This window comes from Streptomyces sp. NBC_01276, assembly GCF_041435355.1.
In the GTDB taxonomy this organism is placed as follows: Bacteria; Actinomycetota; Actinomycetes; order Streptomycetales; family Streptomycetaceae; genus Streptomyces.
Map to the genome: position 1 here is coordinate 5,459,765 of NZ_CP108442.1, position 21,249 is coordinate 5,481,013.

Annotated in this window: 20 protein-coding genes; 9 read left to right on the forward strand and 11 right to left on the reverse strand. The window is 74.5% G+C overall.

The features are described 5' to 3' along the window. Window positions 1-18: 18 nt before the first annotated feature. The 3 genes from OG295_RS24485 to OG295_RS24495 form a co-directional block, all read right to left on the reverse strand. On the reverse strand, window positions 19-1,941 hold the full coding sequence (locus OG295_RS24485; RefSeq protein WP_371678821.1) for a hypothetical protein: 1,923 nt from the start codon (window positions 1,939-1,941) through the stop codon (window positions 19-21). 86 nt (window positions 1,942-2,027) lie between these two features. Further along, window positions 2,028-2,822 (reverse strand): tyrosine-protein phosphatase, encoded by a 795-nt coding sequence (locus OG295_RS24490; protein WP_371678822.1) that lies wholly within the window; start codon window positions 2,820-2,822, stop codon window positions 2,028-2,030. A 146-nt stretch (window positions 2,823-2,968) separates the two neighbouring features. Beyond that, on the reverse strand, window positions 2,969-3,580 hold the full coding sequence (locus OG295_RS24495; RefSeq protein WP_266838684.1) for a rhomboid-like protein: 612 nt from the start codon (window positions 3,578-3,580) through the stop codon (window positions 2,969-2,971). Between the two features lie 65 nt (window positions 3,581-3,645). Here OG295_RS24495 and OG295_RS24500 point away from each other — a divergent pair, with 65 nt between their 5' ends. After that, window positions 3,646-4,527 carry a hypothetical protein gene (locus OG295_RS24500; RefSeq protein WP_371678823.1) on the forward strand — a complete coding sequence of 294 codons (882 nt, stop codon included), beginning with the start codon at window positions 3,646-3,648 and terminating at the stop codon, window positions 4,525-4,527. Between the two features lie 78 nt (window positions 4,528-4,605). Next, the gene (locus OG295_RS24505) at window positions 4,606-6,123 is read left to right on the forward strand and encodes a PepSY-associated TM helix domain-containing protein (RefSeq protein WP_371678824.1); all 1,518 of its coding nucleotides are present in this window, start codon (window positions 4,606-4,608) and stop codon (window positions 6,121-6,123) included. 151 nt (window positions 6,124-6,274) lie between these two features. On the opposite strand, the gene OG295_RS24510 is transcribed toward OG295_RS24505, so the two are convergent. The 3 genes from OG295_RS24510 to glnII form a co-directional block, all read right to left on the reverse strand. Beyond that, window positions 6,275-6,874, reverse strand: coding sequence for a winged helix-turn-helix domain-containing protein (locus OG295_RS24510; protein ID WP_371678825.1), 600 nt, complete (start codon window positions 6,872-6,874; stop codon window positions 6,275-6,277). Between the two features lie 359 nt (window positions 6,875-7,233). Then, the gene (locus OG295_RS24515; protein WP_371678826.1) at window positions 7,234-8,142 is read right to left on the reverse strand and encodes a hypothetical protein; all 909 of its coding nucleotides are present in this window, start codon (window positions 8,140-8,142) and stop codon (window positions 7,234-7,236) included. A 94-nt stretch (window positions 8,143-8,236) separates the two neighbouring features. Continuing rightward, window positions 8,237-9,256 (reverse strand): glutamine synthetase, encoded by a 1,020-nt coding sequence (gene glnII / locus OG295_RS24520; RefSeq protein ID WP_371678827.1) that lies wholly within the window; start codon window positions 9,254-9,256, stop codon window positions 8,237-8,239. A 201-nt stretch (window positions 9,257-9,457) separates the two neighbouring features. Between glnII and OG295_RS24525 the strand changes: the two genes are divergently transcribed. Then, entirely contained in the window at window positions 9,458-10,384 is a 927-nt protein-coding gene (locus tag OG295_RS24525; protein ID WP_371681291.1) for a Gfo/Idh/MocA family protein, read from the forward strand. 27 nt (window positions 10,385-10,411) lie between these two features. Here OG295_RS24525 and OG295_RS24530 read toward each other — a convergent pair whose 3' ends face one another. Then, window positions 10,412-10,981: a hypothetical protein gene (locus OG295_RS24530; protein WP_371678828.1), complete on the reverse strand. Its 570-nt coding sequence runs from the start codon at window positions 10,979-10,981 to the stop codon at window positions 10,412-10,414. A 1,224-nt stretch (window positions 10,982-12,205) separates the two neighbouring features. After that, the gene (locus OG295_RS24535) at window positions 12,206-12,577 is read right to left on the reverse strand and encodes an ArsC/Spx/MgsR family protein (protein WP_371678829.1); all 372 of its coding nucleotides are present in this window, start codon (window positions 12,575-12,577) and stop codon (window positions 12,206-12,208) included. A 107-nt stretch (window positions 12,578-12,684) separates the two neighbouring features. Here OG295_RS24535 and OG295_RS24540 point away from each other — a divergent pair, with 107 nt between their 5' ends. Then, entirely contained in the window at window positions 12,685-12,939 is a 255-nt protein-coding gene (locus OG295_RS24540) for a hypothetical protein (protein ID WP_030233041.1), read from the forward strand. Between the two features lie 72 nt (window positions 12,940-13,011). Here OG295_RS24540 and OG295_RS24545 read toward each other — a convergent pair whose 3' ends face one another. After that, window positions 13,012-13,899: a nuclease gene (locus OG295_RS24545; RefSeq protein ID WP_371678830.1), complete on the reverse strand. Its 888-nt coding sequence runs from the start codon at window positions 13,897-13,899 to the stop codon at window positions 13,012-13,014. An 81-nt stretch (window positions 13,900-13,980) separates the two neighbouring features. Beyond that, the gene (locus OG295_RS24550) at window positions 13,981-15,087 is read right to left on the reverse strand and encodes a PP2C family protein-serine/threonine phosphatase (protein WP_371678831.1); all 1,107 of its coding nucleotides are present in this window, start codon (window positions 15,085-15,087) and stop codon (window positions 13,981-13,983) included. A gap of 76 nt (window positions 15,088-15,163) precedes the next feature. Here OG295_RS24550 and OG295_RS24555 point away from each other — a divergent pair, with 76 nt between their 5' ends. From OG295_RS24555 to OG295_RS24565, 3 genes are all read left to right on the forward strand, one after another. Further along, on the forward strand, window positions 15,164-15,853 hold the full coding sequence (locus OG295_RS24555; RefSeq protein ID WP_371678832.1) for a VIT family protein: 690 nt from the start codon (window positions 15,164-15,166) through the stop codon (window positions 15,851-15,853). A 117-nt stretch (window positions 15,854-15,970) separates the two neighbouring features. Beyond that, on the forward strand, window positions 15,971-16,861 hold the full coding sequence (locus tag OG295_RS24560) for a TIGR01777 family oxidoreductase (protein ID WP_371678833.1): 891 nt from the start codon (window positions 15,971-15,973) through the stop codon (window positions 16,859-16,861). A gap of 154 nt (window positions 16,862-17,015) precedes the next feature. After that, window positions 17,016-18,302, forward strand: coding sequence for an FAD-dependent oxidoreductase (locus OG295_RS24565; protein WP_371678834.1), 1,287 nt, complete (start codon window positions 17,016-17,018; stop codon window positions 18,300-18,302). 128 nt (window positions 18,303-18,430) lie between these two features. Here the strand turns inward: OG295_RS24565 and OG295_RS24570 are convergent, their stop codons facing one another. Continuing rightward, window positions 18,431-19,870, reverse strand: a complete 1,440-nt coding sequence (locus OG295_RS24570; RefSeq protein WP_371678835.1) for a regulator — start codon at window positions 19,868-19,870, stop codon at window positions 18,431-18,433. A gap of 172 nt (window positions 19,871-20,042) precedes the next feature. On the opposite strand from OG295_RS24570, the gene OG295_RS24575 reads away from it, so the two are divergent. Further along, window positions 20,043-20,330, forward strand: a complete 288-nt coding sequence (locus tag OG295_RS24575) for a hypothetical protein (RefSeq protein WP_371678836.1) — start codon at window positions 20,043-20,045, stop codon at window positions 20,328-20,330. A gap of 78 nt (window positions 20,331-20,408) precedes the next feature. After that, window positions 20,409-21,206 (forward strand): lipoyl(octanoyl) transferase LipB, encoded by a 798-nt coding sequence (gene lipB / locus OG295_RS24580; protein ID WP_356216113.1) that lies wholly within the window; start codon window positions 20,409-20,411, stop codon window positions 21,204-21,206. Window positions 21,207-21,249: the final 43 nt, after the last annotated feature.

A 21,249-nucleotide genomic window follows, 5' to 3' on the forward strand; every position in this document is an offset into this window, starting at 1 on the left:
CCCGCTGCCGGACACCCCCTAGCGGAGCACCCCCGCCTTCGTGCCGTCCGTCAGCTTCCCCGACAGGTCCACCTGGGCGCCCTCCTGCGCCCTCACGGCCAGCCGGTTGCCGTTCGCCGACCCGCTCACCCCGCCACCGGACACCGACAGCGACGCGAACTGCGCGCTGCCCGCCGCCAGGACGTACCACTGACCCGCGCGGGACTTCCACAGCACCCCGGCCAGCACCCGCGGCTCCCGCGGCCCGCACGCCGCCGAGCCCTCCGCCTTGGCCGCCTGGGCCGCGAGCGGCGCGCCCGGCGCCAGGAACTGCGCCTGAACCCGGTCGGCCGTGCCCTGCCAGGTCTCCGCCCGGGTGCACAGCCAGGTGGCCGCCCCGTCGCCCTCGGGCAGCGGCTGCTTCGCGTACGTCCAGGCGTTGACCGTGCGCACCCCGTGCGAGCGCACCGAGGGCAGCAGGCACGCGATCCGCGCCCACTCGCCCAGCTCCGCGCCCTCCGTGACGTCGCGCGCCGCACCCGGGGCACCCGAGGTCAGCCGGGCCGGGGTCAGCTCGCCCAGGTCCGTCACCAGCCGGGTCGCCCCGCCCCCGGTCAGCGACAGCGCGTTCCAGCTCGTACAGCTCCCGCCCGGCGCGGGCCCCACCACCGGCGGGGTGATCCCCTCCGGGGTGAGCTTCAGCGCCGTCGGGGCCTCGGTGGGCTTGAGGAGGTCGCGCAGGGCGGCCCCGGTGACCCAGGGGGCCGTCAGGTAGCGGACGTTGTTGTCGACCCGGCTGAGCACCAGCCCCGTCGCCGTGTCCGCCGACGCCCCGTCCGTCCGGGCGAAGTCCAGGGCCGCGCCCGCCGTCCCGGAGCGCGGCTCGGCGTAGCGGACCACGCGCAGCCCGTCGTACAGCAGGACCACCACGGCCTGGTCGACGACGCCCGCGAACAGCAGCTGCGGCGGGCCCATCGGCGGCCCCGACGGGGTGCCCGGGGTGGCCGAGACCACCACCGACCCGCCGGGCCGGGCCCACACCGCCAGCGCCCGGCGCAGCAGCTCCGCATCCTCGGCGCGGTCGCCGCGCGCGGGCCAGGCGGAGAAGTCCGTACGGGAGGACGTGCGCCACACGGTGGGCGCGACCCGCACCAGCCGGCCCGGATCCAGGGCCTGTTCCGCCGCCGCGTTGCGCGCGTACGGCGGGGCGGCGGGCCCGTCGGAGCCCCAGCCGCCGCCCGGCAGCGCGAGCAGCGCCCCGCACACCGCGAGGGCGGCCGCCCCGGCCAGCGAGGCCCGTGCGAACCGGCGCCGGCGCAACAGGTCGGTGGGCCGGGCCTGGAGCACGCACGGGTCGAACTCGGGGGAGGTGAACAGGGCGTCGTGCGCCGGGTCCCCGGATTCCGCGACGGCCGCCCCCGGATCGGCGACCCCGGCCTCGGCGAGCACCCGCAGCACGTCCGCCTCCGGGAGCCCCTCCAGCGCCCGCAGCACGCAGGCCGCCCGCCCGGGGCCGTTCAGCGTGGCCAGCCACTGGTCCAGGGCCAGCTCCTCGGCCCCGCCGGCCCGCGGGAACAGGCGCAGCCCCCACACGCGGGGGAGCGGAGAGGGCAGCTGCCCGCGCAGCGGGAACGCCCGGAACGTCAGCGGGATCCCCGCCTCCAGGGCGGAGCGCAGCACGCGCAGCCGCACGTACGCGTACCCCGACTCGGCCCCGCCCGCCCCGCCGCGCGGGGCCGGGACCCCGCCCCGCACCTCGCCGGATCCGGCGCCGCGCCGCCCGCGCGGCAGGGCCCGCTGGGTCAGGGCGTGGGCCGTGAGCACCCGGCGGTTGCGGCCGAAGGCGGGTGGCAGCACCAGATAGGCGAGCCGCACCAGCCGCGGGTAGTGCTCGACGATGGCGGCCTCGGCCTGCTCGACGTCGGGAGGCAGGGGGCGGGTGGCGGTATCCGGCGCAGTCACGTTCAACAGAACGAGCGAATCGTCGGATGGTCACCCGCCCCCAGCTCACACGTTCGGACGAACCGGGGCGCCCGCGGGGTGACCCGTCAGACGATCAGCCCGGCGCGCAGCGCCTCGACCGTCTCGTCCGGGACGCCCAGGCCCTCGCGCACGTACTTCTCCATCGAGCCGTACCGGACGCGCACCTCGTCGAGCCCCGCCTCCAGGTAGGAGGGGAACACCCCGATCAGCGCCAGCGCGATGTCCGGGTCCCCGCCCTCCGCCGTGAATCCCTCGATCATCGGGGCGAAGGCCGCCTTCACCGCCGGGTTCACCGACAGGTATTCGGCCATCAGGGTGTCCTCGTCGGCGCCGAGCAGCGCGAGGATCACCGTCGCGCCCCAGCCCGTACGGTCCTTGCCCGCCGTGCAGTGGAACAGCAGGGGACCAGCCTGCGGGTCGGCGGCCTCCGCGAGCAGCGTGCGGTACGCGGCGTGCGCGGAGGAGGTGGAGACGAACGAGCGGTACACCGAGCCGAACAGGGCCTGCGCCTTGCCGCCGCCCAGGTGCTCCTCCGCGACCGCCGGATCGGCGAGGAGGTCCTTGAGCTGGGTGGCGGCGGGCATCCGGCCCTCGTTCATCTTGTCGGCGAGCACGTCGCGCACCAGCAGCCGGGCCCCTTCCGGTATCCGGTCGGGGTGGTCGGCGCGCTCGGCGTCGCTGCGGAGGTCGATGACCGTGCGCAGCCCGAGCGCGGCCACCGCCGGGTCGGCGTCGAGGTCGAGCCGGTCGAGGGCGCCCGAACGCAGTACGAGGCCCGGGCGGACGCTGCGGCCGCCGGCGAGCGGGGTGCCCCCGAGGTCGCGGAGGTTGGCGACGGTGGTGGAGGGGGTGGCGGTCATCGTGGCGGCTCCAGCGGTGTGCGGGGGTACGGGTCGTGCGGGTCGTGCGGTGTGCGGCCCGCACGGGTGCGGGTCGCCGGGGGTGTGGACCGGGAGGGGATGACTCGTGTCATCCGCTGCGGATCACGGCCGTCGCCGTATACGGCTCACGTTAGGGCGATTTTCCGATGACGCGATCCGGAAAGACGATCGGCGGCGACCGAGACCCCGATCCCGATGCCCAGGGCCACCAGGTGCCCCGCGTCGGTGAAGGTCCGCTCCCGCCGCAGCACCGGCCGCACGGCGAGCGCCAGCAGGCCGGCCCGCGCCACGTTGCGCACGGCCCCGCGCGGCAGGGCCGAGGTCAGGGCGCCGAGCACGGCGTTGAGCCCGTAGCTCGCGCCCACGTCCAGGGCCCGGCGGGTCTCGCGGTCGGCGGTGCGCCGCAGTGCCCCGTAGACGAGGAGGGTGGCGGCGGTGTGGCCGAAGAGGAACACGGCGGCCGTCCACCAGGCGCCGTACGCGTACTCCGCGTAGCCCAGTACCGCGAGCAGCAGGAGGGCGTAGGGCAGCGGCATCGGCTCCTCGACCACGCAGGCGCTGGTCAGCAGGGTTTCCCAGCGTCCCGCGTCGAGGTTGTCGACGTTGGTCGAGCAGGCTCGCAGCACCCGCTCGCGCTCCGCCGGACCCAGCCGTTCCAGGGCGTGCGAACCGAGCTGCACCCCGCCCGTGTAGAGCGCGCCCAGCGGCGATGACCATGACCGTGGCAGTGGCTTCACCCGACCATGATCGGATACGGCCCCGTTGCGCGGGCCACCGGGCCCCGTGGGAGCATGACGGGGACATGCCTCCCTCCCGATCCGGCGCCCCTCTGCGCGCCACGCGGGCCGCGATGTTCGCGGCGGTGTGCGTCGCCTTGGGTGCGCTGGGGCATTCGTCCATGTCTGCGGAGGTCATCCCGTTCGGATGGCTTACGGGCGCCTTTGTGGTGACCGCCCTGCTCGCCTGGCCGGCCACCGGACGGCGCTGCGGGCCGGCCGGGATCAGTGCCGCGCTGCTCGCCGTCCAGGGCGCGCTGCACCTCGCGTTCTCCGCGAGCGACGGGCTTACGGTGGGGTCGGCGGCATCACGGACGCCCATGCCCATGCCCATGACGGGTGCGGAGCCGATGCCGGGGCACCACCACGTGCCGGGCATGGGAACGCACGCCTCCACCGCCGCGGCCGACCTGGCCGGAGGCATCGCCGACGGCCTCGCGACGGCCGGCCCGGCGACCGGCGGCCAGGCCGCCGGCGCGATGGCCGGCATGGCGGACATGACGGGGATGACGGGCATGGCCGACATGGCGGGCCACGGCGTCGCCGGGACGGCCGGCCTGGCGCACATGGCCGCGATGGCCGGGCACGGCGGTCTCGGGATGATCGCCGCGCACGTGCTCGCCGGACTCTTCTGCGCCGCCTGGCTGGCCCGGGGCGAGGCCGCCGTCTTCCGGCTGGCCGGGGCCCTCGGCGCGGCCACGCTGCACGCGGCCCGGCCGCTGGCCCGCGCGCTCGCGCTGGTCCGGACCCGGGTGGCCCTCGTACCGGCGCCGCCCGCGCACCGTCCCCCGTACGAACGGCCGCGCCGGCTGCGCGGGGCCGTCCACGCCCACACCGCGGTCCGCCGGGGCCCGCCCGGGTGGCGAACCACCCGCACCACGGCCCCCGGCCTTCCTGCCCGCGCCTGACCGGCGCACCCTCCTTCGGCGAGGTGGGCGAGACCCGGGGCCCTCCACCCACGTCTTCGCCAACCCCTTAGGACCGACATGTCCCTCGACGAGCTCCGGGGCGTTCCCGCCCGGGACCCCGAAGCCCCTGCCGAAGCCCCTGCCGAAGCCTCGGCCGACGCCTCGGCCGGCACCCCTGCCGAAGCCCCGGCCCCGTCCGCGCGGCGCACGGGCGGGGGCGGCTGGGCCGCCCTGCGCCCGCTGCTCCTGCGCATGCACTTCTACGCCGGCCTGCTCATAGCCCCGCTGCTGTTCCTCGCCGCCACCACCGGCCTGCTGTACGCCGGGTCCTGGCAGGCCGAGAAGATCCTCTACTCCCACGAGCTGACGGTGCCCCACGTCGGCGAGGCCTCCGTACCGCTCAGCACCCAGGTCAAGGCCGCCCGCGGCGCCGTGCCCGAAGGCAAGGTGCTCGGCGTCTGGCCCGCGCCCGAGGCCGACGCGACCACCCGGGTGATCATGGAGCGTCCGGGGCTGGAGGAGGGCAAGACCCTCACCGTCTTCGTCGACCCGTACACCGCCGACGTGCGCGGACAGCTCACCACCGCCGGTGACGCGCTGCCGCTGCGCGCCTGGCTGAGCGAGTTCCACGCCGGCCTGCAGCTCGGCGAGTTCGGCCGTAACTACAGCGAGCTCGCCGCGAGCTGGCTGTGGGTGGTCGCGCTGGGCGGACTCGCGCTGTGGATCGGCCGTCGCCGCTCCCGCAGGGCCGACCTCGTCCTGCCCGACCGCAAGGCCACCGGCCGCCGCAAGACCCTGTCCTGGCACGGAACCGTCGGACTGTGGGCCGCCATCGGCCTCGTGGGCCTCTCCGCCACCGGCCTGACCTGGTCGAAGTACGCGGGCGAGAACATCGGGCAGCTCCAGGACCGGCTCGGCGGGGCCACCCCCTCCGTGGCCGCCACCCTCGCCGGGGGCGCCGCGGGCGGCTCCGACGAGCACGCCGGGCACGTCATGACCGAGGGCATGGAGATGCCCCCGCCGCCGCCCACCGCCGACATCGGCATCGACCGGGCGGTGGCCGCCGCCCGGGGCGCCGGGGTCACCGAGAGCCTGCGTGTGACCCTGCCCGCCAAGGGCAAGGGCTACGTCGTCAAGGAGAACGACAAGACCCTGCCGGTGCACCTGGACTCGGTCGCCGTGGACCCCGCCGACGGCCGGATCATGGACGAACTGCGCTTCGCCGACTACCCGCTCCTCGCCCAGCTGACCCGCTTCGGCATCGACCTCCACATGGGCCTCACCTTCGGGATCGCCAACCAGATCGCCCTGGCCGCGCTCGCCCTCGCGGTGATGTTCCTCGTGGTGTGGGGCTACCGGATGTGGTGGATGCGCCGGCCCACCAAGGAACGCCGGCTCTCCGCGGGCCGCGCGCAGCCGCGCGGTGCCTGGCGGAAGCTGCCGGTGACCACGCTGCTCCCGTTCGCCGGCGTGACGGCGGCCGTCGGCTGGTTCGTCCCGCTGCTCGGGATCAGCCTGGTGGCGTTCCTCGCGGTCGACGTGGTCCTCGGCTTCGTGGCGGCCCGCCGCCACCCGGCCGGGGCGCCGCGGGGCTGACGCACCCCCGGGGCTGACGCACCCCCGGGGCTGACGGCCCGGCGGGTGCGACGGCCCGCCGGGCCCAGGGCCCCGGCAACGCCCGGTGGGCCCGTGCTCCCCTTCGCGAGTGCGGGCCCACCGTCGTGTCAGGCCGTGGCCGGCGCCCCGGTCAGGGCGCGTACTTGTAGCCCACCCGGCGCACGGTCTGGATCGCGCCGCGGTGCGCCGCGCCCAGCTTGCGGCGCAGCCGGGCGATGTGGACGTCGACCGTCCGGCCGTCGCCGACGTGGCCGTAGCCCCAGACCGTGGTCACCAGCTGGTCCCGGCTGTGGACCCGGTGCGGGTGGGCGACCAGGTGGGCGAGCAGTTCGAACTCCAGGTACGTCAGGTCCAGCACCTCGCCGTCGACCTCGGCGGTGCGCTGCGCCGGGTCGATGCGCACGAGCGCGTCACCGGCGACCGCCGGGGAGGCGGACGCGGCTCCGGCCGGAGCGGCGGGGGCGGGAACGGACTGCGGGGCGAAGGCGATCGGGTGCTGGTCGGCCGGTACGAGGACCAGGTAGCCGACCATCGGCGGCTGGCCCGGCAGTGCAGGCAGGGTGTGCTGGGGCGCGGGCAGCCAGGTGGCGCCGGGCGGGAGCAGGTCCACGACCCGGGCCACCTCGTTCCGGTCCACGGACCGCAGCCGGTGGCGCGGACTGGGGGGGAAGGCCGGGGGAGCGGAGGTCGCAGCGGAAGCGGCAGAAGCGAGGGAACGGGTGTTCGCCATGAGTGGTCAGCTCTTTCACGCGGAGTGGACGGCAGGAGACGTACGCAGGTCGTCGTCGTTGTCGTTGTCGTACCGCGCAGACCGAAGGCCCCGGGGAGGGTCTGCTGGAAGGTCCCGGAGGCGTTAGAGGGCCGGCGCGTTCTTCGCGCGGCAACACACCCGGTCGAAATCGTGATCCTGACGGGACGGCCAGAACGGCTCCAGGTCGCTGCGACCTGTCGAGGAGTGCGGGTGGCTGGCCATGGGTGTCATTCAAGCAGATGTACGGGGCCCAGGGCAGGCCCCGTCTCACCTCGTGGAGCGGAATCTCATATTCAGCAATAAAGCTGTCGTCAGGAGGTCATATTCCCGACATACCGTCAGCCCGCCAGCCGCTTCCGCCAGTCCAGTCCGGTCACCCGTATCGCATCGTGGGCGGATCCGTCCCACGCCCACGTCAGCCCCACGGAGTCGAGCGCCTCGACCACCTCCCGCCCGACGGAGGCGGTCACTTCCTCGTCGGCCCCGAACCCCCCGTACAGCAGGTACAGGTCGCCGCCCGCCGCGGCGCCCTCGGTGCACTGGCTGTGGAAGAAGACGAACCCCCGCGCGTCCGGCTCGCCGTCCGCCCGGATCTCCGAGAGGCCGCAGCCGCGGCAGCAGGTGAAGTTCTCCCGCGCGGTGATCCCGGCGTCGTCCAGCGCGTCGAAGGCCCGCGCCAGCCGCTCGGGGTCCGTCTCGCCGCTCCAGCCGGCCTGCTCCGCGACCCGCTCCCGCCAGAGCCGGTCGACGAGCCGCGCGGCCTGGGCCCGGGACACCGGCCGCACCCCGTCCTCGACGAGGCTCTCCTCGGCGGTCTCGACGAGCTCGGCCCGGCCGTCGTAGCCGCAGCGCAGCCGCTCCCGGATGATCTCCGTCAGCTCTTCCTCGACCTCCGGGTCGAGCGGGTCCGGCTCGTCCGCCGGGAACTCCAGCCGCTCCCAGGCCGGTCCGAGGTCCCAGTCCGCGTCCTGCCGGACCCAGCGGCACATGACCTCCGCCGCCTCGGCCGCCGTCGCGACGTAGGTCTGGAAGTGCCGGTCGGGGGCGCCGGCCCGGTGTTCCACCTGGTAGTCGCCGCCGGCCTCGTGCCAGACCTGGACGTAGACGTCCGGGTCGTCCGGGATCCGGGTGACGACGAGGAAGCGGTCCCCGTCCGCGCCGATGCGCCCCACCAGCTCGGACAGGGCCGCGGGGCCGGGGTCGTCGTGGCGCGTGCCGGACTCGGTCTGAACTCTGATCGCCTGCATGCGCACACCCTCGCAGGCCCCACCGACAACGCGGCGCCCGTCCTCCGGGGAGGGCGGGCGCCGCGATGTCGGTGGCGGGGCCGGGGGGCCGGTCTCAGACCAGGCCGTCCTTCTCCAGGCCGGCGCAGCAGGTGTCGGTGATCAGCCGGGTCACCACGTACGGGTCCACGTTCGCGTTCGGACGGCGGTCCTCGATGTAGCCCTTGCCGTCCTTCTCCACCTGCCACGGGATGCGGACCGACGCGCCGCGGTCGGAGACGCCGTAGCTGAACTCGTTCCACGGGGCCGTCTCGTGCAGGCCCGTCAGGCGCTCGTCGATGCCGGCGCCGTAGTTCTTGACGTGGTCCAGCGGCTTGCTGCCCTCGCCCAGCGCCTCGCACGCGGAGATGATCGCGCGGTAGTCCTCGCGCATCGCCTTCGTCGAGAAGTTGGTGTGGGCGCCCGCGCCGTTCCAGTCGCCCTTGACCGGCTTGGGGTTCAGCGTCGCCGACACGTTGAAGTCCTCGGCGGTGCGGTACAGCAGCCAGCGCGCGATCCACAGCTGGTCGGAGACCTCCAGCGGGCCGACCGGGCCGACCTGGAACTCCCACTGGCCCGGCATGACCTCGGCGTTGATGCCGGAGATGCTCAGGCCCGCGGCCAGGCAGTGGTCGAGGTGCTTCTCGACGATGTCCCGGCCGAAGATCTCGTCCGAGCCGACACCGCAGTAGTAGCCGCCCTGCGCCGCCGGGAAGCCGTTGACGGGGAATCCGAGCGGACGGGCCCCGTCGAAGAAGGTGTACTCCTGCTCGATGCCGAAGATCGGAGCCTGCGCGGCGAACTTCTCGGCGACGGGGCGCAGCAGTGCGCGCATGTTCGTCTCGTGCGGGGTCATGTCGATGTTCAGCACCTCGCACAGGACGAGGACGTGGGCGCCGCCGCGGATCGGGTCCGGGCAGGAGAACACCGGCTGGAGCACGCGGTCGGAGGCGTGGCCCTCGGCCTGGTTGGTGCTCGACCCGTCGAAGCCCCAGGTCGGCAGTGCCTCGCCGTCCGCCAGGATCCTGGTCTTGGAGCGAAGCTTCGCCGTCGGCTCGGTGCCGTCGATCCAGATGTACTCAGCCTTGTAGCTCACGGGGCCCCATCCTGACTCTGCGGTGCTGCGGATCGCCATGGTGTTGACCGCAGCGTGCCCCGTGGCGATTTCTCATCCGTTGCCCGCGTGTGAACCCGGTGTTACCGGCGTTTACCCCCCCAGGTGGGGAGGGTTGTGCGGGTCGGCGGCCGCACACCCGTCGGGGTGCGGCAGACTGGGCGGGTGAGCATTTCGTACGATTTGAACTCCGCCGGTGAGCGGCCCGAAGGTGTTTCCGGCCGAACCCGCCCCCGGGTCGGGCTGCTGGGCACCGGCCCCTGGGCCCACCGCACCCACGCCCCCGCCCTCGCCGCCCACGCCGGCTCCGAGTTCGCCGGAGTGTGGGGCCGCCGCCCCGAAGCGGCGGCCGCGCTGGCCCGGGAGTACGGCGTGAAGGTGTACGAAGACCCCGACGCGCTGTTCGCGGACTGTGACGTCGTGGCCTTCGCCCTGCCCCCGGACGTCCAGGCCCCGCTCGCCGTCCGCGCCGCCGCCGCCGGCTGCCACCTGCTGCTCGACAAACCCGTCGCCACCACCGTCGGGGACGCCCGCGCCGTGGCCGAGGCCGCCACCCGGCACGGCGTCGCCTCCGTCGTCTTCCTCACCCTCCGCTTCGCCGAGCCCACCGCCGGATGGGTCACCGAACAGGCGGGCCGGACCGGGTGGTTCACCGCCTCCGCGCACTGGCTCGGCGCGGTCTTCGCGCCCGACGGCGCGCCCGGCGCCTACGCCGACTCGCCCTGGCGCAAGGCCAAGGGAGGCCTGTGGGACGTCGGCCCCCACGCGCTGTCCGTACTGATCCCGGTCCTCGGCGAGGTCACCACCGTCACCGCCGCCCGCGGCCCCTCCGACCTGGTGCAGCTGTCCCTGCGGCACGCCTCGGGCGCCGCCAGCACCGCCGTCCTCAGCCTGGGCGCACCGCGCGCCGCCGCCGGGGTGGGGCTGGAACTGCGCGGGGCCGAGGGCGTCTTCGCCCTGCCCGACTGGAGCGACGTACCCGGCGCCTACGGCCGCGCCCTGGACGCCCTCCTCACCGCGGCCCGCACCGGCGTCCCGGACCCCCGCGACGCGCGGTTCGGCGCCCGCCTGACGGAGATCCTGGCGGAGGCGGAGGGGCAGCTGCGCTAGCGTGCCGCCTTCCGCCTCCGCCGGCCGTCATTTGATGAGGGCGTTGGCCACGATGATGGCCAGGCCGATCGTGGTGTCCCCGAGGCCCATGAGCAGGGCCGACCGGAGCCGGTAGCCGACCCGGATCGCCACGAAGGTGCCCCAGGCGAAGAGCAGCGCGGTGTTCATGCCGAGCCCGATGGCCGTCACCCCGTACGACTCCCAGTGCGCGAGCCCGGTGAACAGCAGCAGGAGCACGGTGGGCAGGGTGGCCGCGATCATCGGCCACTCGTTCCACAGGACCCGGGAGAGCACCCGCCAGCGGCGCCAGAGGGAGCCGGTCTGGTGGGTGCTCATGTGGTGCGAGTAGCCGTGCGCGAGCGCGCCGGTGGCGGCGGTGACCAGCACCCAGCTGGCGTCGTAGAAGGGGGTGACCTCCCCGCCCTTCTGGTCGAGCGCGGCCAGCAGCGCACTGGCGAGCACCGTCCCGTACACCCCGCCGAACATCCAGTCGGCCCCCCGCCGGGGCGGCGGCACCGTAGGCCCGCCATCGCCGTGCGGCGCGACGGGCGACGCGGCGACGGGCGACGCGGCGGCGGAGGGCTGCTGCTCGTTCACGGGTGATCCCTTGGTTTCGCGGTTCAGCATTCGGTGCTGTTTATTCCTTTTGGGTACGAATGCCAGCCTACGGGGGAAGGGGGATGGGTGGGGTGGGGTGGGGTGGGGGCTTTGTGCGCGGGGTGGGGGCTGGTCGGGGTCGGGGGTGGGCGGTGCGCCCTTGGTCCGGGTCTGGGGAGGGCTGGGGGCGTCCCGCCAGTCCACTGTCCTTCCGTGTCGGGCCGGTCCCTCAAGGGCGCTCCTTCGTCGCGTCGCTTCGCGATGGCCTTCGGCCACCCTTGACCGACCGTCCCGCCCCGGAATGCCAAAGACTGTCGGGAAGCCCCCAGGGAAACGGCCGGGAGGAAACCGAGGGCCTGGGGGCCAGCCAGAGACGTACGACCCCCACCCGCCTGGCCAGACCCGAGGCACGGGCCCCCTCGTTCTGATTCCGGGCCGGGTGCTGCCTGACCACCCCAAACGGCGACCAGACCGCCCGGCCATGCCTTCAGGACGGCACACGCGCCAGATCGCTACGCGCTTCTCTTGGCATAGCGTCTGCGACCCGTCTGGGGCTGGACATAGGCCGCCCAAGACGGCCGGTTGGCGGGCTCGTCGGGCGGTTGACGGCCGACATGGCTCTTACCGGACTCTGAGGACGACTTTGTCGTCCTCAGAGTCCGACAGGCAGCACCAGCGCCCCTCCAGAGCCCGTCCGGCACGCCAAAAGGCACAAATAAACCCGCGCTCGCGTGAGAGACCAAGACCCCCGGACCGTGGGCGGCTTATGTCCAGCCACAGGCGGGCGGCAGACGCTATGCCGAGTGAAGCGCGTAGCGATCCGATGCGCCTGCCGTCCTGAAGTCATTGCCGGACGGTCTGGTCGCCGTGTCGTGTGGGCTGGCGGCACCCGGCCCGGAATCAGGGGGATGTCGGCCCGTATCTCGGGTCCGCCCAGGCGGGGAGGGGTCGCACATCTCTGGGATGCCCGCCCCTCGAAGATCTCCCCGTGGACCGTTCTTTTGGGGGTTTCCCGGCAGTCTTTGGCATTCCGTGGCGGGACGGGCTGTCAAGGGTGGCCGAAGGCCATCGCGAAGCGACGCGACCGAAGGGAGCGCCCTTGACAGCCCGGCCCGACGCGGAAGGACGATGAGACTGACGGGAAACCCCCAAACCCTCCCCGACACGGGCCGAGTCGAGTCCCGCCGCCCCCCGACCCCGATCCCGTTCAGCCCCCCGCCCCCCTCACCCCCTCCGGGACAGGGCCTCGTGGACGGCGTCGTCGGAGCGGGCGATCAGGGCCGTGCCGTCCTCGGCGGTGATGATCGGGCGCTGGATGAGCTTCGGGTGGGCCGCCAGGTGGGTGATCCAGGCCTGCCGGGCCGGTTCCGTCGCCTCGCGCGGCAGGTCCCGTACGCCGGTCTCCTTCGCGAGGGGGTCGGAGGTGCGCGTGATGTCCCACGGCTCCAGGCCCAGGCGTCCCAGCACCTCGCGGATCTCGGCCTCGGACGGCACGTCCTCCAGGTACCGGCGCACGGTGTACTCGGCGCCCTCCGCGTCCAGCAGGGTCAGTGCGCTACGGCACTTCGAGCAGGCGGGATTGATCCAGATCTCCATGCGCACCAGGGTAGTCAGACTCCGTCTGGCCAGGGGCTTTTGTCAGTGCCCCCCGGTAAAATCGAGGGAGCACGACAGGAAGCCAACTACTGTTTGGGAGGCTGTAGATGGCCGCTGCCGCGATCATTGTGATGCCCAAGAAGAAGCCGCTGCCGGCGGGCCTGCCCCGCGAGTGGTACGAGAGCCACAACCGCCGCCTGAAGGCGATGCGGCTGGCGATTTCCCTGCTCGACACGGGGACGTACGACGCCAAGCGCGCCACCAACCGCAAGATACGGACGATGGCGGTGCGGGTGGGTATCCACCGGCCGTCCAACCTCACCTGCAGGATGGTCCGGGCCTTCATCACCGCCCACAGCTGACGCGCTCACACGCTGACGTGACGGCCGGCCGGCCCGCCGGGGCTCTCCGCCCCGGCGGCCCGGCCGGACCGCTCACTTCTCGTCGAAGGTGATGTCTTCGACCGGGTGGGTCATCTTCACGGTCTGCAGGGTCGTGTCGACCTCGACGATGCGGTGCAGACCGGTGAGCGGCTCCGGCTGTCCCTGGAGGTAGAACCGGTCCGCGGCCCCGGCGAGGAAGGCGCGGAAGCAGCCGAGGGCGGGGGCCGCCGGGTTGAGGTCCAGGTAGTCCTTCAGCCGGCGGAACAGCTTCGGGAGGATCACCGCCCCGGCGTCGGCCGTGAGGGAGGACATCCCGGTGACCTCGGCCCCGTCGGTCGTCCGGTCCCGCTCCCACACGCCCTTCTTGGGGGTGGAGCTCCTCGCCGCCTGCGCCGCGAGGGTGAGGGAGGCGCGCAGGTGGTCGGGGAAGCCGGTGTAGAAGGTCGGGTAGGCCAGGCCGAGGCTGACCAGGTGGTGGTTGGCGGTGTTCCTCAGCTGCCTGTCGTCGACCTCGATCTCGTAGCCGTTGAAGACGGGCGGGGTCCTGCGGCCGACCAGGGCCACGCACCGGCCGAAGACGTCGGCTCCGCCGGTGAGGATGTAGCCGGGCACGGTCTCGGGGGTGGTGCTGGTGATGGTTTCCCGGTCGTCGCGCACGAACTGGGTGAAGCCGAGCCAGGTCAGCAGCTCGTTCGCGGCGCTGTGGGCCAGGTCCAGGGGCTGGTGCTGCACCCCGGAGTCGTCGTCGCCGTAGTGGGTCTCCAGCGCGTCGATGGCCTCCAGCCGGATGGAGGCGCGGCCGTCGGCCTTGGGCAGGACCTGGTGGTCCCCCGGTACGCGCTTCCAGTCGGTCACGTCGTCCGGGGTGAAGGTGATCGTGTCGCCGTCCGGCTTGGAGCCCGTGGCGCGGAAGGTTCCTCTGATGAGCAGCATGGACATGGCGACTCCCACGAACGTCGGTCGGGACGATGTCGCTACCGAGCGTGGTCACCGACTACGCACAGTGCATGTCCGGTGAATCTAGGGACCCGGCGGACCACCGGGCAACCGCCTTTCGGGCGACAGCATCAGCAGGGCCACGTCGTCGCCCGGGCCGCCCCGGGTGAAGGCCTCCAGGTCCTGCCACACCGCCGGGACCAGGCCCGCGGGGTCGGCGGACAGCGCCGGCAGGCGGGTGGCCAGCGGGTAGAAGAACCCGGCCGCGTCGCGGGCCTCGGTGACCCCGTCCGTGTGGGCGAGGAGCCGGTCGCCGGGCAGCAGGGGGAGTTCGGTCACCGGTGGGAGGGTGGTCCCGGCCAGTCCCAGGCCCAGCGGAGGTCCTGGTTCCGCCTTCACCTCCGAGACCTCGAAGTCCCGGAGGAGCAGGACCGGGGGATGCCCGCACGACACGATGCGCACGAGGTCCAGGCCGGGCGGGAACTCCAGCAGCACCGCCGTGGCGAACAGCTCCGGGTGCGGAGTGGAGTCCGCCGCGGCGTCCTCGGTCAGCCGCCGGTCCAGCCGGGCCGCGACCCCGGTCAGCTCCGGATCGTCCAGTACCGCCTCCCGGAAGGCGCCGAGCAGGGCGACGACCGTCCCGACCGCCGTCAGCCCGTGCCCCTGCACGTCGGCCACCACCGCCCGCACCCCGTACGGTCCGGCCCGTACGTCGTACAGGTCGCCGCCGACCAGCGTGCCGCGCTGGGCCGCCCGGTAGAGCGCGGCGCAGCGCACCGTGCCCACCTGCTCCGGAACCGGCGGCAGCACCGCCATCTGGGCGGCCTCGGCGACCGTGCGGACGCTCACCAGCTGGGCGTCCCGGCGCCGCCGCACCAGGGCGATGACCACGCTGAGCAGCCCCACGGTGGCCACGGTCGCCAGGTCCGAGCCGTGGGCGTGCCCGACGCCGAGCGCGGGTACCCCGAGGAGCACCAGCACCACGACGGCGAAGGCGGCGGTGCCGCCGGCCCCGTAGGAGAAGGCGGCCACGGCGGGCAGGGCGGCCAGGAAGTAGCCCAGTTCGGCCGTCCCGGGCGTCAGCCACTGGATGAAGCAGAGCACCACCAGCGCCACCGCGGGCGCGAGCCGGGCCCAGCGCGGTGGCGGTGCTCCGTGCAGGCTGCCCAGGTCCTCCCGTCCGCGTCTCACCCCTCCACCCTGGTACCGGTGCCGGGAGGGCGCACGCCGGGTGGTCCCGGCGGGCGCGGGCCGCGACAGTGGTCCCGTGACGGATACGCAGAGCGCCGCCATCAGTACCCGGCTGAACTGGCTGCGGGCCGGGGTGCTGGGCGCCAACGACGGGATCATCTCGACGGCCGGCCTGGTCGTGGGCGTGGCCGGCGCGACCACCTCGCGCACGGAGATCCTGACGGCGGGGGTGGCGGGCCTGCTGGCCGGGGCGCTGTCGATGGCGGCGGGGGAGTACGTGTCGGTGAGCTCGCAGCGGGACTCCGAGCGGGCGGCGCTGGAGGTGGAGCGGCGCGAACTGGCCGAGGAGCCGGAGGCGGAGCTCGACGAACTCACCGGGATGCTGATGGACCGGGGCCTGGACCACGCGGTGGCCCGGGAGGCGGCGGAGCAGCTGACGGAGCGGGACGCGCTGCGGGCGCACGCGCGGGTGGAGCTCGGCATCGAGCCGGACGAGCTGGCGAACCCGTGGCACGCGGCGTTCGCGAGCCTGGTGGCCTTCACGGTGGGGGCGGTGCTGCCGCTGCTGGCGATCGTCCTGCCGGGGCCGTCCGGGCGGGTGCCGGTCACGGTGACGGCCGTGCTGGCCGCGCTCACCCTGTGCGGGGTGGTCAGCGCCCGGCTGGGCGGGGCCCCGGTCCCGCGGGCGGTCCTGCGCAACGTCCTGGGCGGCGCGCTCGCCATGGCCGTCACCTACGCGGTGGGCACCTGGCTCGGCACCACCTGATCCCACCGGACCCCGGCGCCGACCCAGGCCGTCCCGCAGCCCAGGCCAGGGCAACGGCCGTCCCCGGCCCCGCCGTGGCGGAGAACCGCCCGGCCAGGGCAACGGCACACTGGCAGCATGCGTATCGCCCTCACCGGATCCTCCGGACTCATCGGCAAGGCCCTCGTGCGCTCCCTCCACGCCGACGGCCACGACACCGTCCGCTTCGTGCGCCGCGCGCCCGCCGCCCCCGGTGAGGCGCGCTGGGACCCTCGCGCCGGATACGTCGACCCCGCCGGTCTCGAAGGCGCCGACGCCGTCGTGCACCTGGCCGGGGCCGGGGTCGGGGACCACCGCTGGACGGCCGCGTACAAGAAGGAGATCCGCGACAGCCGGGTCCTCGGTACGGCCGCGATCGCCCGGGCGGTGGCCGCCCTCGGCAGCCCGCCACCGGTCCTGGTCTGCGGTTCCGCCATCGGCTACTACGGCGACACCGGCGACCGCCCCGTCGACGAGACCGCCCCCGCCGGGACCGGCTTCCTGCCCTCGGTCTGCGTGGACTGGGAGGCCGCCGCCGCCCCCGCCCGCGCCGCCGGGATCCGGACCGTGTTCGCCCGCACCGGGCTGGTGGTCGCGGCCGACGGCGGGGCCTGGGGCAAGTTGTTCCCCGTCTTCCGCGCGGGCATCGGCGGCCGGCTCGGCAACGGCCGCCAGTACTGGTCGTACATCTCCCTGGACGACGAGATCGCCGCGCTGCGGCACATCATCGACACCCCTGCCCTCACCGGCCCCGTGAACCTCACCGCTCCCCACCCCCTGACCAACCGTGAGGTCACCGCCGTGATGGGCCGCGTGCTGCACCGCCCCACGGTGTGCGCCGTGCCCGCCCCCGTGATGCGTCTGGCGCTCGGGGAGTTCGCCGGGGACGTGCTGGGCAGTCAGCGCGTGCTGCCCGCACGCCTGTTGGAGTCGGGCTTCGCCTTCCGGCACCCGGGGATCGAGGAGTCGATCAGGGCAGCGCTGGCGTAGGCGCACCGCACGACCATGTGCGACCGTTCGTGACCCGGATGCGACCGTCGTGCGACCGGAATTGTGCGCAATAGCCCACCGGACTGGGGTTCTCCTGGAGCCCGTTGGGGGAAGGAGGACCCCACACAGCCGCGCCGACCTCGGGGAGGGGCACGTGCTCAGCAGCGCACACCACGTCGCACACCACGCCGCACACCATGCGGACGTCGTCATCGTAGGAGCCGGAGTCTCAGGACTCGCGGCCGCACACCACCTGATCGCGGCGGGGGTCACGGTCAGCGTCCTGGAGAGCGCCGACGACCCCGGCGGCCGGATGGCCACCGCCTCGGCCGACGGCTTCCGGCTCGACCGGGTCGGCCAGCTCCTCAGCACCTCGTACACCGAACCGGCCCGCACCCCCGGCCTGGAGGGGCTCGTCCTGCGCCCCTTCGCCCCCGGGGTCCTGGTGCACGGCGCCGACGGCCGGCAGCAGCGGGCCGCCGCCCTGACCCCGGCCCGCGCACTGGCCAGCGGCTCTCTCGACCAGGCCCGGCTCAGCGCCGCCCTCGGCCGGCTCGCGGCACTGCCCGTGGACCGGCTGCTCGCCCGGCCCGAGCGCACCGCGCTGGCCGCCCTCGGCTCCCGCGGCCTGCCCCCGCGCACCGTGAACGGAGTCCTGCGGCCCCTGCTCGCCGCGCTGCTGCGCGACCCGGCGCTCACCACCTCCAGCCGCGTCGCCGACCTGGCCCTGCGCACCTTCGCCCGCGGCCGGCTCGCCGTCCCGGAGGGCGGCGCCGCCGCCCTGCCCGACCTGCTGGCGGCCGGCCTGCCGCCCGGCACCGTACGCACGGGGGTCCGCGTGCGGTCGGTGGCGACCAACCTCGTCACCACCGAGGACCACGGCGACTTCGGCTGCCGGTCCGTCCTCCTCGCCACCGGCGCGCGGGCCGCGGCCGACCTGCTGCCCGGACTGCGGGTGCCTGCCTTCCACGAGGTCACCGTCATCCACCACGCGACCCCCGCCCCGCTGCCCTGGGACGGCTCGCTGCTCCTGGACGCCGACCCCAAGTGGCCCCTCGCGCACACCACCGTGATGAGCGCGGTCGACCCCGGCCGGGCACCGGCCGGCCGGAGCCTGGTCACCACCACGGTGCACGGCCCGCCGCCGCCCGCCCGGACGGTCGCCTCGCGCCTGGCCCGGCTCTACGACACCTCGACCCGGGACTGGGAGCTCCTGGCCGTCCACCACACCCCGGAGGCCGTCCCCGCCATGCCCCCGCCGTACGACCCGCGGCGCCCGGTCCGGGTGCTGGCCGGCCTCTACGTGTGCGGGGACCACCGCGACTCCAACACCGTCGACGGCGCCCTGCACTCCGCCCGGCGCGCCGCCACCGCCCTGCTCCGCGACTTCGGCATCCCGCTCCCGGTCCGCCCCGAACCGGCGGTGCCGGCGGCGGCCTGAGCGGACCGCCGGGAGGCGCCGACGGCCCCTCCCGGCGGAAGGGCCGGCGGAAGGGGACCGGTGCGACGGACACCAGCGGAGGCCGGCCGGGCGCCCACGGCCCGGCCGGCCTCAACCCCCGCGGGGGTTCAGGACATCGCCGCCACCCGGTCCCGGTAGTTCCGCACCGCCGAGGCGTCCCGGTACGGCTCCAGCCGCCGTTCGAAGTCCCGTACGTACTCCACCGCGCGCGCCGACCGCATCTCGCCGGCCTGCTGCGCCGCCTCCGCCCCCAGCGCGCACGCCTGGTCCAGCTCGCCCAGCCCCAGCCGCGCCGTGGCCAGCACCACCCGGCAGAACAGCCGTGAGCGAGCGAACCCGGGCGCCCGCAGCTGGAGCGAGCGCTCCGCGTGCTGCGCCGCGGCGCGGTACTGCTGGAGGTCCCGGTGACAGTGCCCGAACTCGTCCGCGAGCTGCGCCTCGTCGAAGGCCCGCGCCCAGTGCGGCACGTCGTCGCCGGGCCGCCCCGCGCCCAGCGCCCGCTCGGCCCGCACCAGGGAGGCCGTGGCCGCCCGCACCTCGCCGAGGACGGCGTGCCCGCGCGCCTCGGCCGCGTGCAGCAGGGCCTGGACGACCGGGGGCGGGCCCGATCCCACGCCCTGCTGGGCGACCCTGGCCAGCTGCACCGCCTCCCGGCCGTGCCCGAGGTAGACGGCCTGCCGGCTCATCGTCACCAGCACGTAGGCCCCGTACGGCCGGTCCCCGGCGGCCTGGGCCAGCCGCAGCGCCTGCACGAAGTAGCGCTGGGCCAGTCCGTGCGCGGCGATGTCGTACGAGGTCCAGCCCGCGAGCCGGGTCAGGTCGGCGGCGGCCGCGAACAGCCGACGCCCGGTGGTCTCGCCGTAGGTGCCGCGCAGCATCGGCTCGGCCTCGTGCTCCAGGTAGCGCACGAGGGCCTGCCGGGCGTGGCCGCCGCCGTAGGCGTGGTCCAGGGTCCGGAACAGTTCGCTCACCGACCGCAGCGCGGCGATGTCCCCGCCGGTCACGCGCTGGCCGGGGCCGCGGTCGATCTGCCGCTGGCGGGGGACGGAGGGGCGGCCCTGGGCCGGGACGCGGCTCGCCGCGGGGTCCACGCCGCGCCCCACCCGTTCGTCGGCGCGGCCGATGAGCCAGTCGCGGCTGGGCACCACGAGTCCGGCCGGGGTGAAGGCGATCTTGCGGAGCTCGGCGTGCGAGCCGGAGTCCTTGCGCCAGAGCCCGCTCGCGATGTCCACGGCCTCCTCGGGGGTGGCCGCGAACTCCAGTCCCGCGTACACGGGCGCGCAGGCGTCCAGTCCGAGGTCCTGCGCGGACAGCCGGCGGCCCAGGCGCCGGGTGAAGACCTCGGCGATGAGCGCCGGGGTGGTGCCGCGGGGCTGCTGGCCGCGCAGCCAGCGGGTCACGGACGTCTTGTCGTAGCGAAGGTCCAGACCGTGTTCCAGGCCCAGCTGGTCGACGCGGCGGGCGAGCCCGGCGTTGGAGAACCCGGCTTCCGCGATCAGCGCCGCGAGCTGCCGGTTGGGGACGCGCTGGGCAGGTCGTTCCGTCATCGGCTCCACGGTTTCCTGACGTGACGGACCGGAGTCCCGGCCCCTGAACGGCGTGAATGTAGCGGCCAAGTCCGCTCTTGCCGCCCTCTCTGTCCCACATTCATCCGATCGTGTGCCCAATGAGGAGGGCCCTTTACGGGTCGGTCCCCGCTGTCCGCGTACGCTGCGCCCCATGACCCGCCGGCCCCCCGGGGCACATGCCCCCGACATGTACACGGATTCCACCGCCCCGCTCCCCGCCCCCGAGCTCACCGAGGCGGAGTGCCGCCGGTGCGGTACGTACATCGCGGGACTGGACGGCCGGTACGCGTGCGGGGTGTGCGGCTGGGTCAACGACCACTCCGAGGGCCACCGCCGGCTGCCGAGGGCGGACGAGGACCCGGACCGCCCGCCCGCCGGGCGCAGGCGCCCCCGGCAGCTGCCCGGCCCGCCGCCGGAGGCCGGGGACCCGGGGGCCTGAAGGCGCGCGCACGGGTCGCCGTACTCTTGGCCTGGTGCGATCGCGTGCACACAGCAGTTTCAACGAGGAGGCGCTGCGGTGACTGAGCTTCGGTTTGTCCATCTGGGCTTCGGGCCGGAATCCGTCGAGTACACCGAGGCCTGGGACGAGCAGCGGCGCGTCCACGCCGCCCGCTTCGCGGACGAGGTCGAGGACACCTGCCTGCTCGTGGAGCACCTGCCGGTGTACACGGCCGGCCGGCGCACGGACCCGAGCGAGCGGCCGCTGGACGGCACCCCGGTCATCGACGTGGACCGCGGCGGCAAGATCACCTGGCACGGTCCGGGCCAGCTGGTCGGCTACCCGATCATGAAGCTGCCCCGCCCCGTCGACGTGGTCGCGCACGTCCGCCGTCTGGAGGACGCCCTCATCCGCACCGCGGCCGAGTTCGGCCTGGAGACCACGCGGGTCGAGGGCCGCTCGGGCGTCTGGGTGCTCGGCGACCCCGTGGAGCAGCGTCCCGCGATAGGCGGGCTCTCCCTCGACTTCGACCCCCGGATCGGCGACGACGAGTTCGACGCCCGCCTCAACGGCCCCGAGTACGCGCCGTCCAACGCCGGACAGCGCCGCGAGGACCGCAAGCTCGCCGCCATCGGCATCCGCGTCGCCAAGGGCGTCACGATGCACGGCTTCTCCCTGAACGTGAACCCGGACGCCACCTGGTTCGACCGGATCATCCCCTGCGGGATCCGGGACGCCGGTGTGACCTCGCTCTCCTACGAGCTGGGCCGCGAGATCACCATCGCCGAGGTGCTGCCGGTCGTCGAACGGCACCTGAAGGACGTGCTGGAGCAGGCCGAGCTGAAGCCGCGCGAGATCGAGCCGGCCGCCGGCTGACCGCCGGGGGGAATGCGTCCGACCGACACCCGGTTGGCCGACG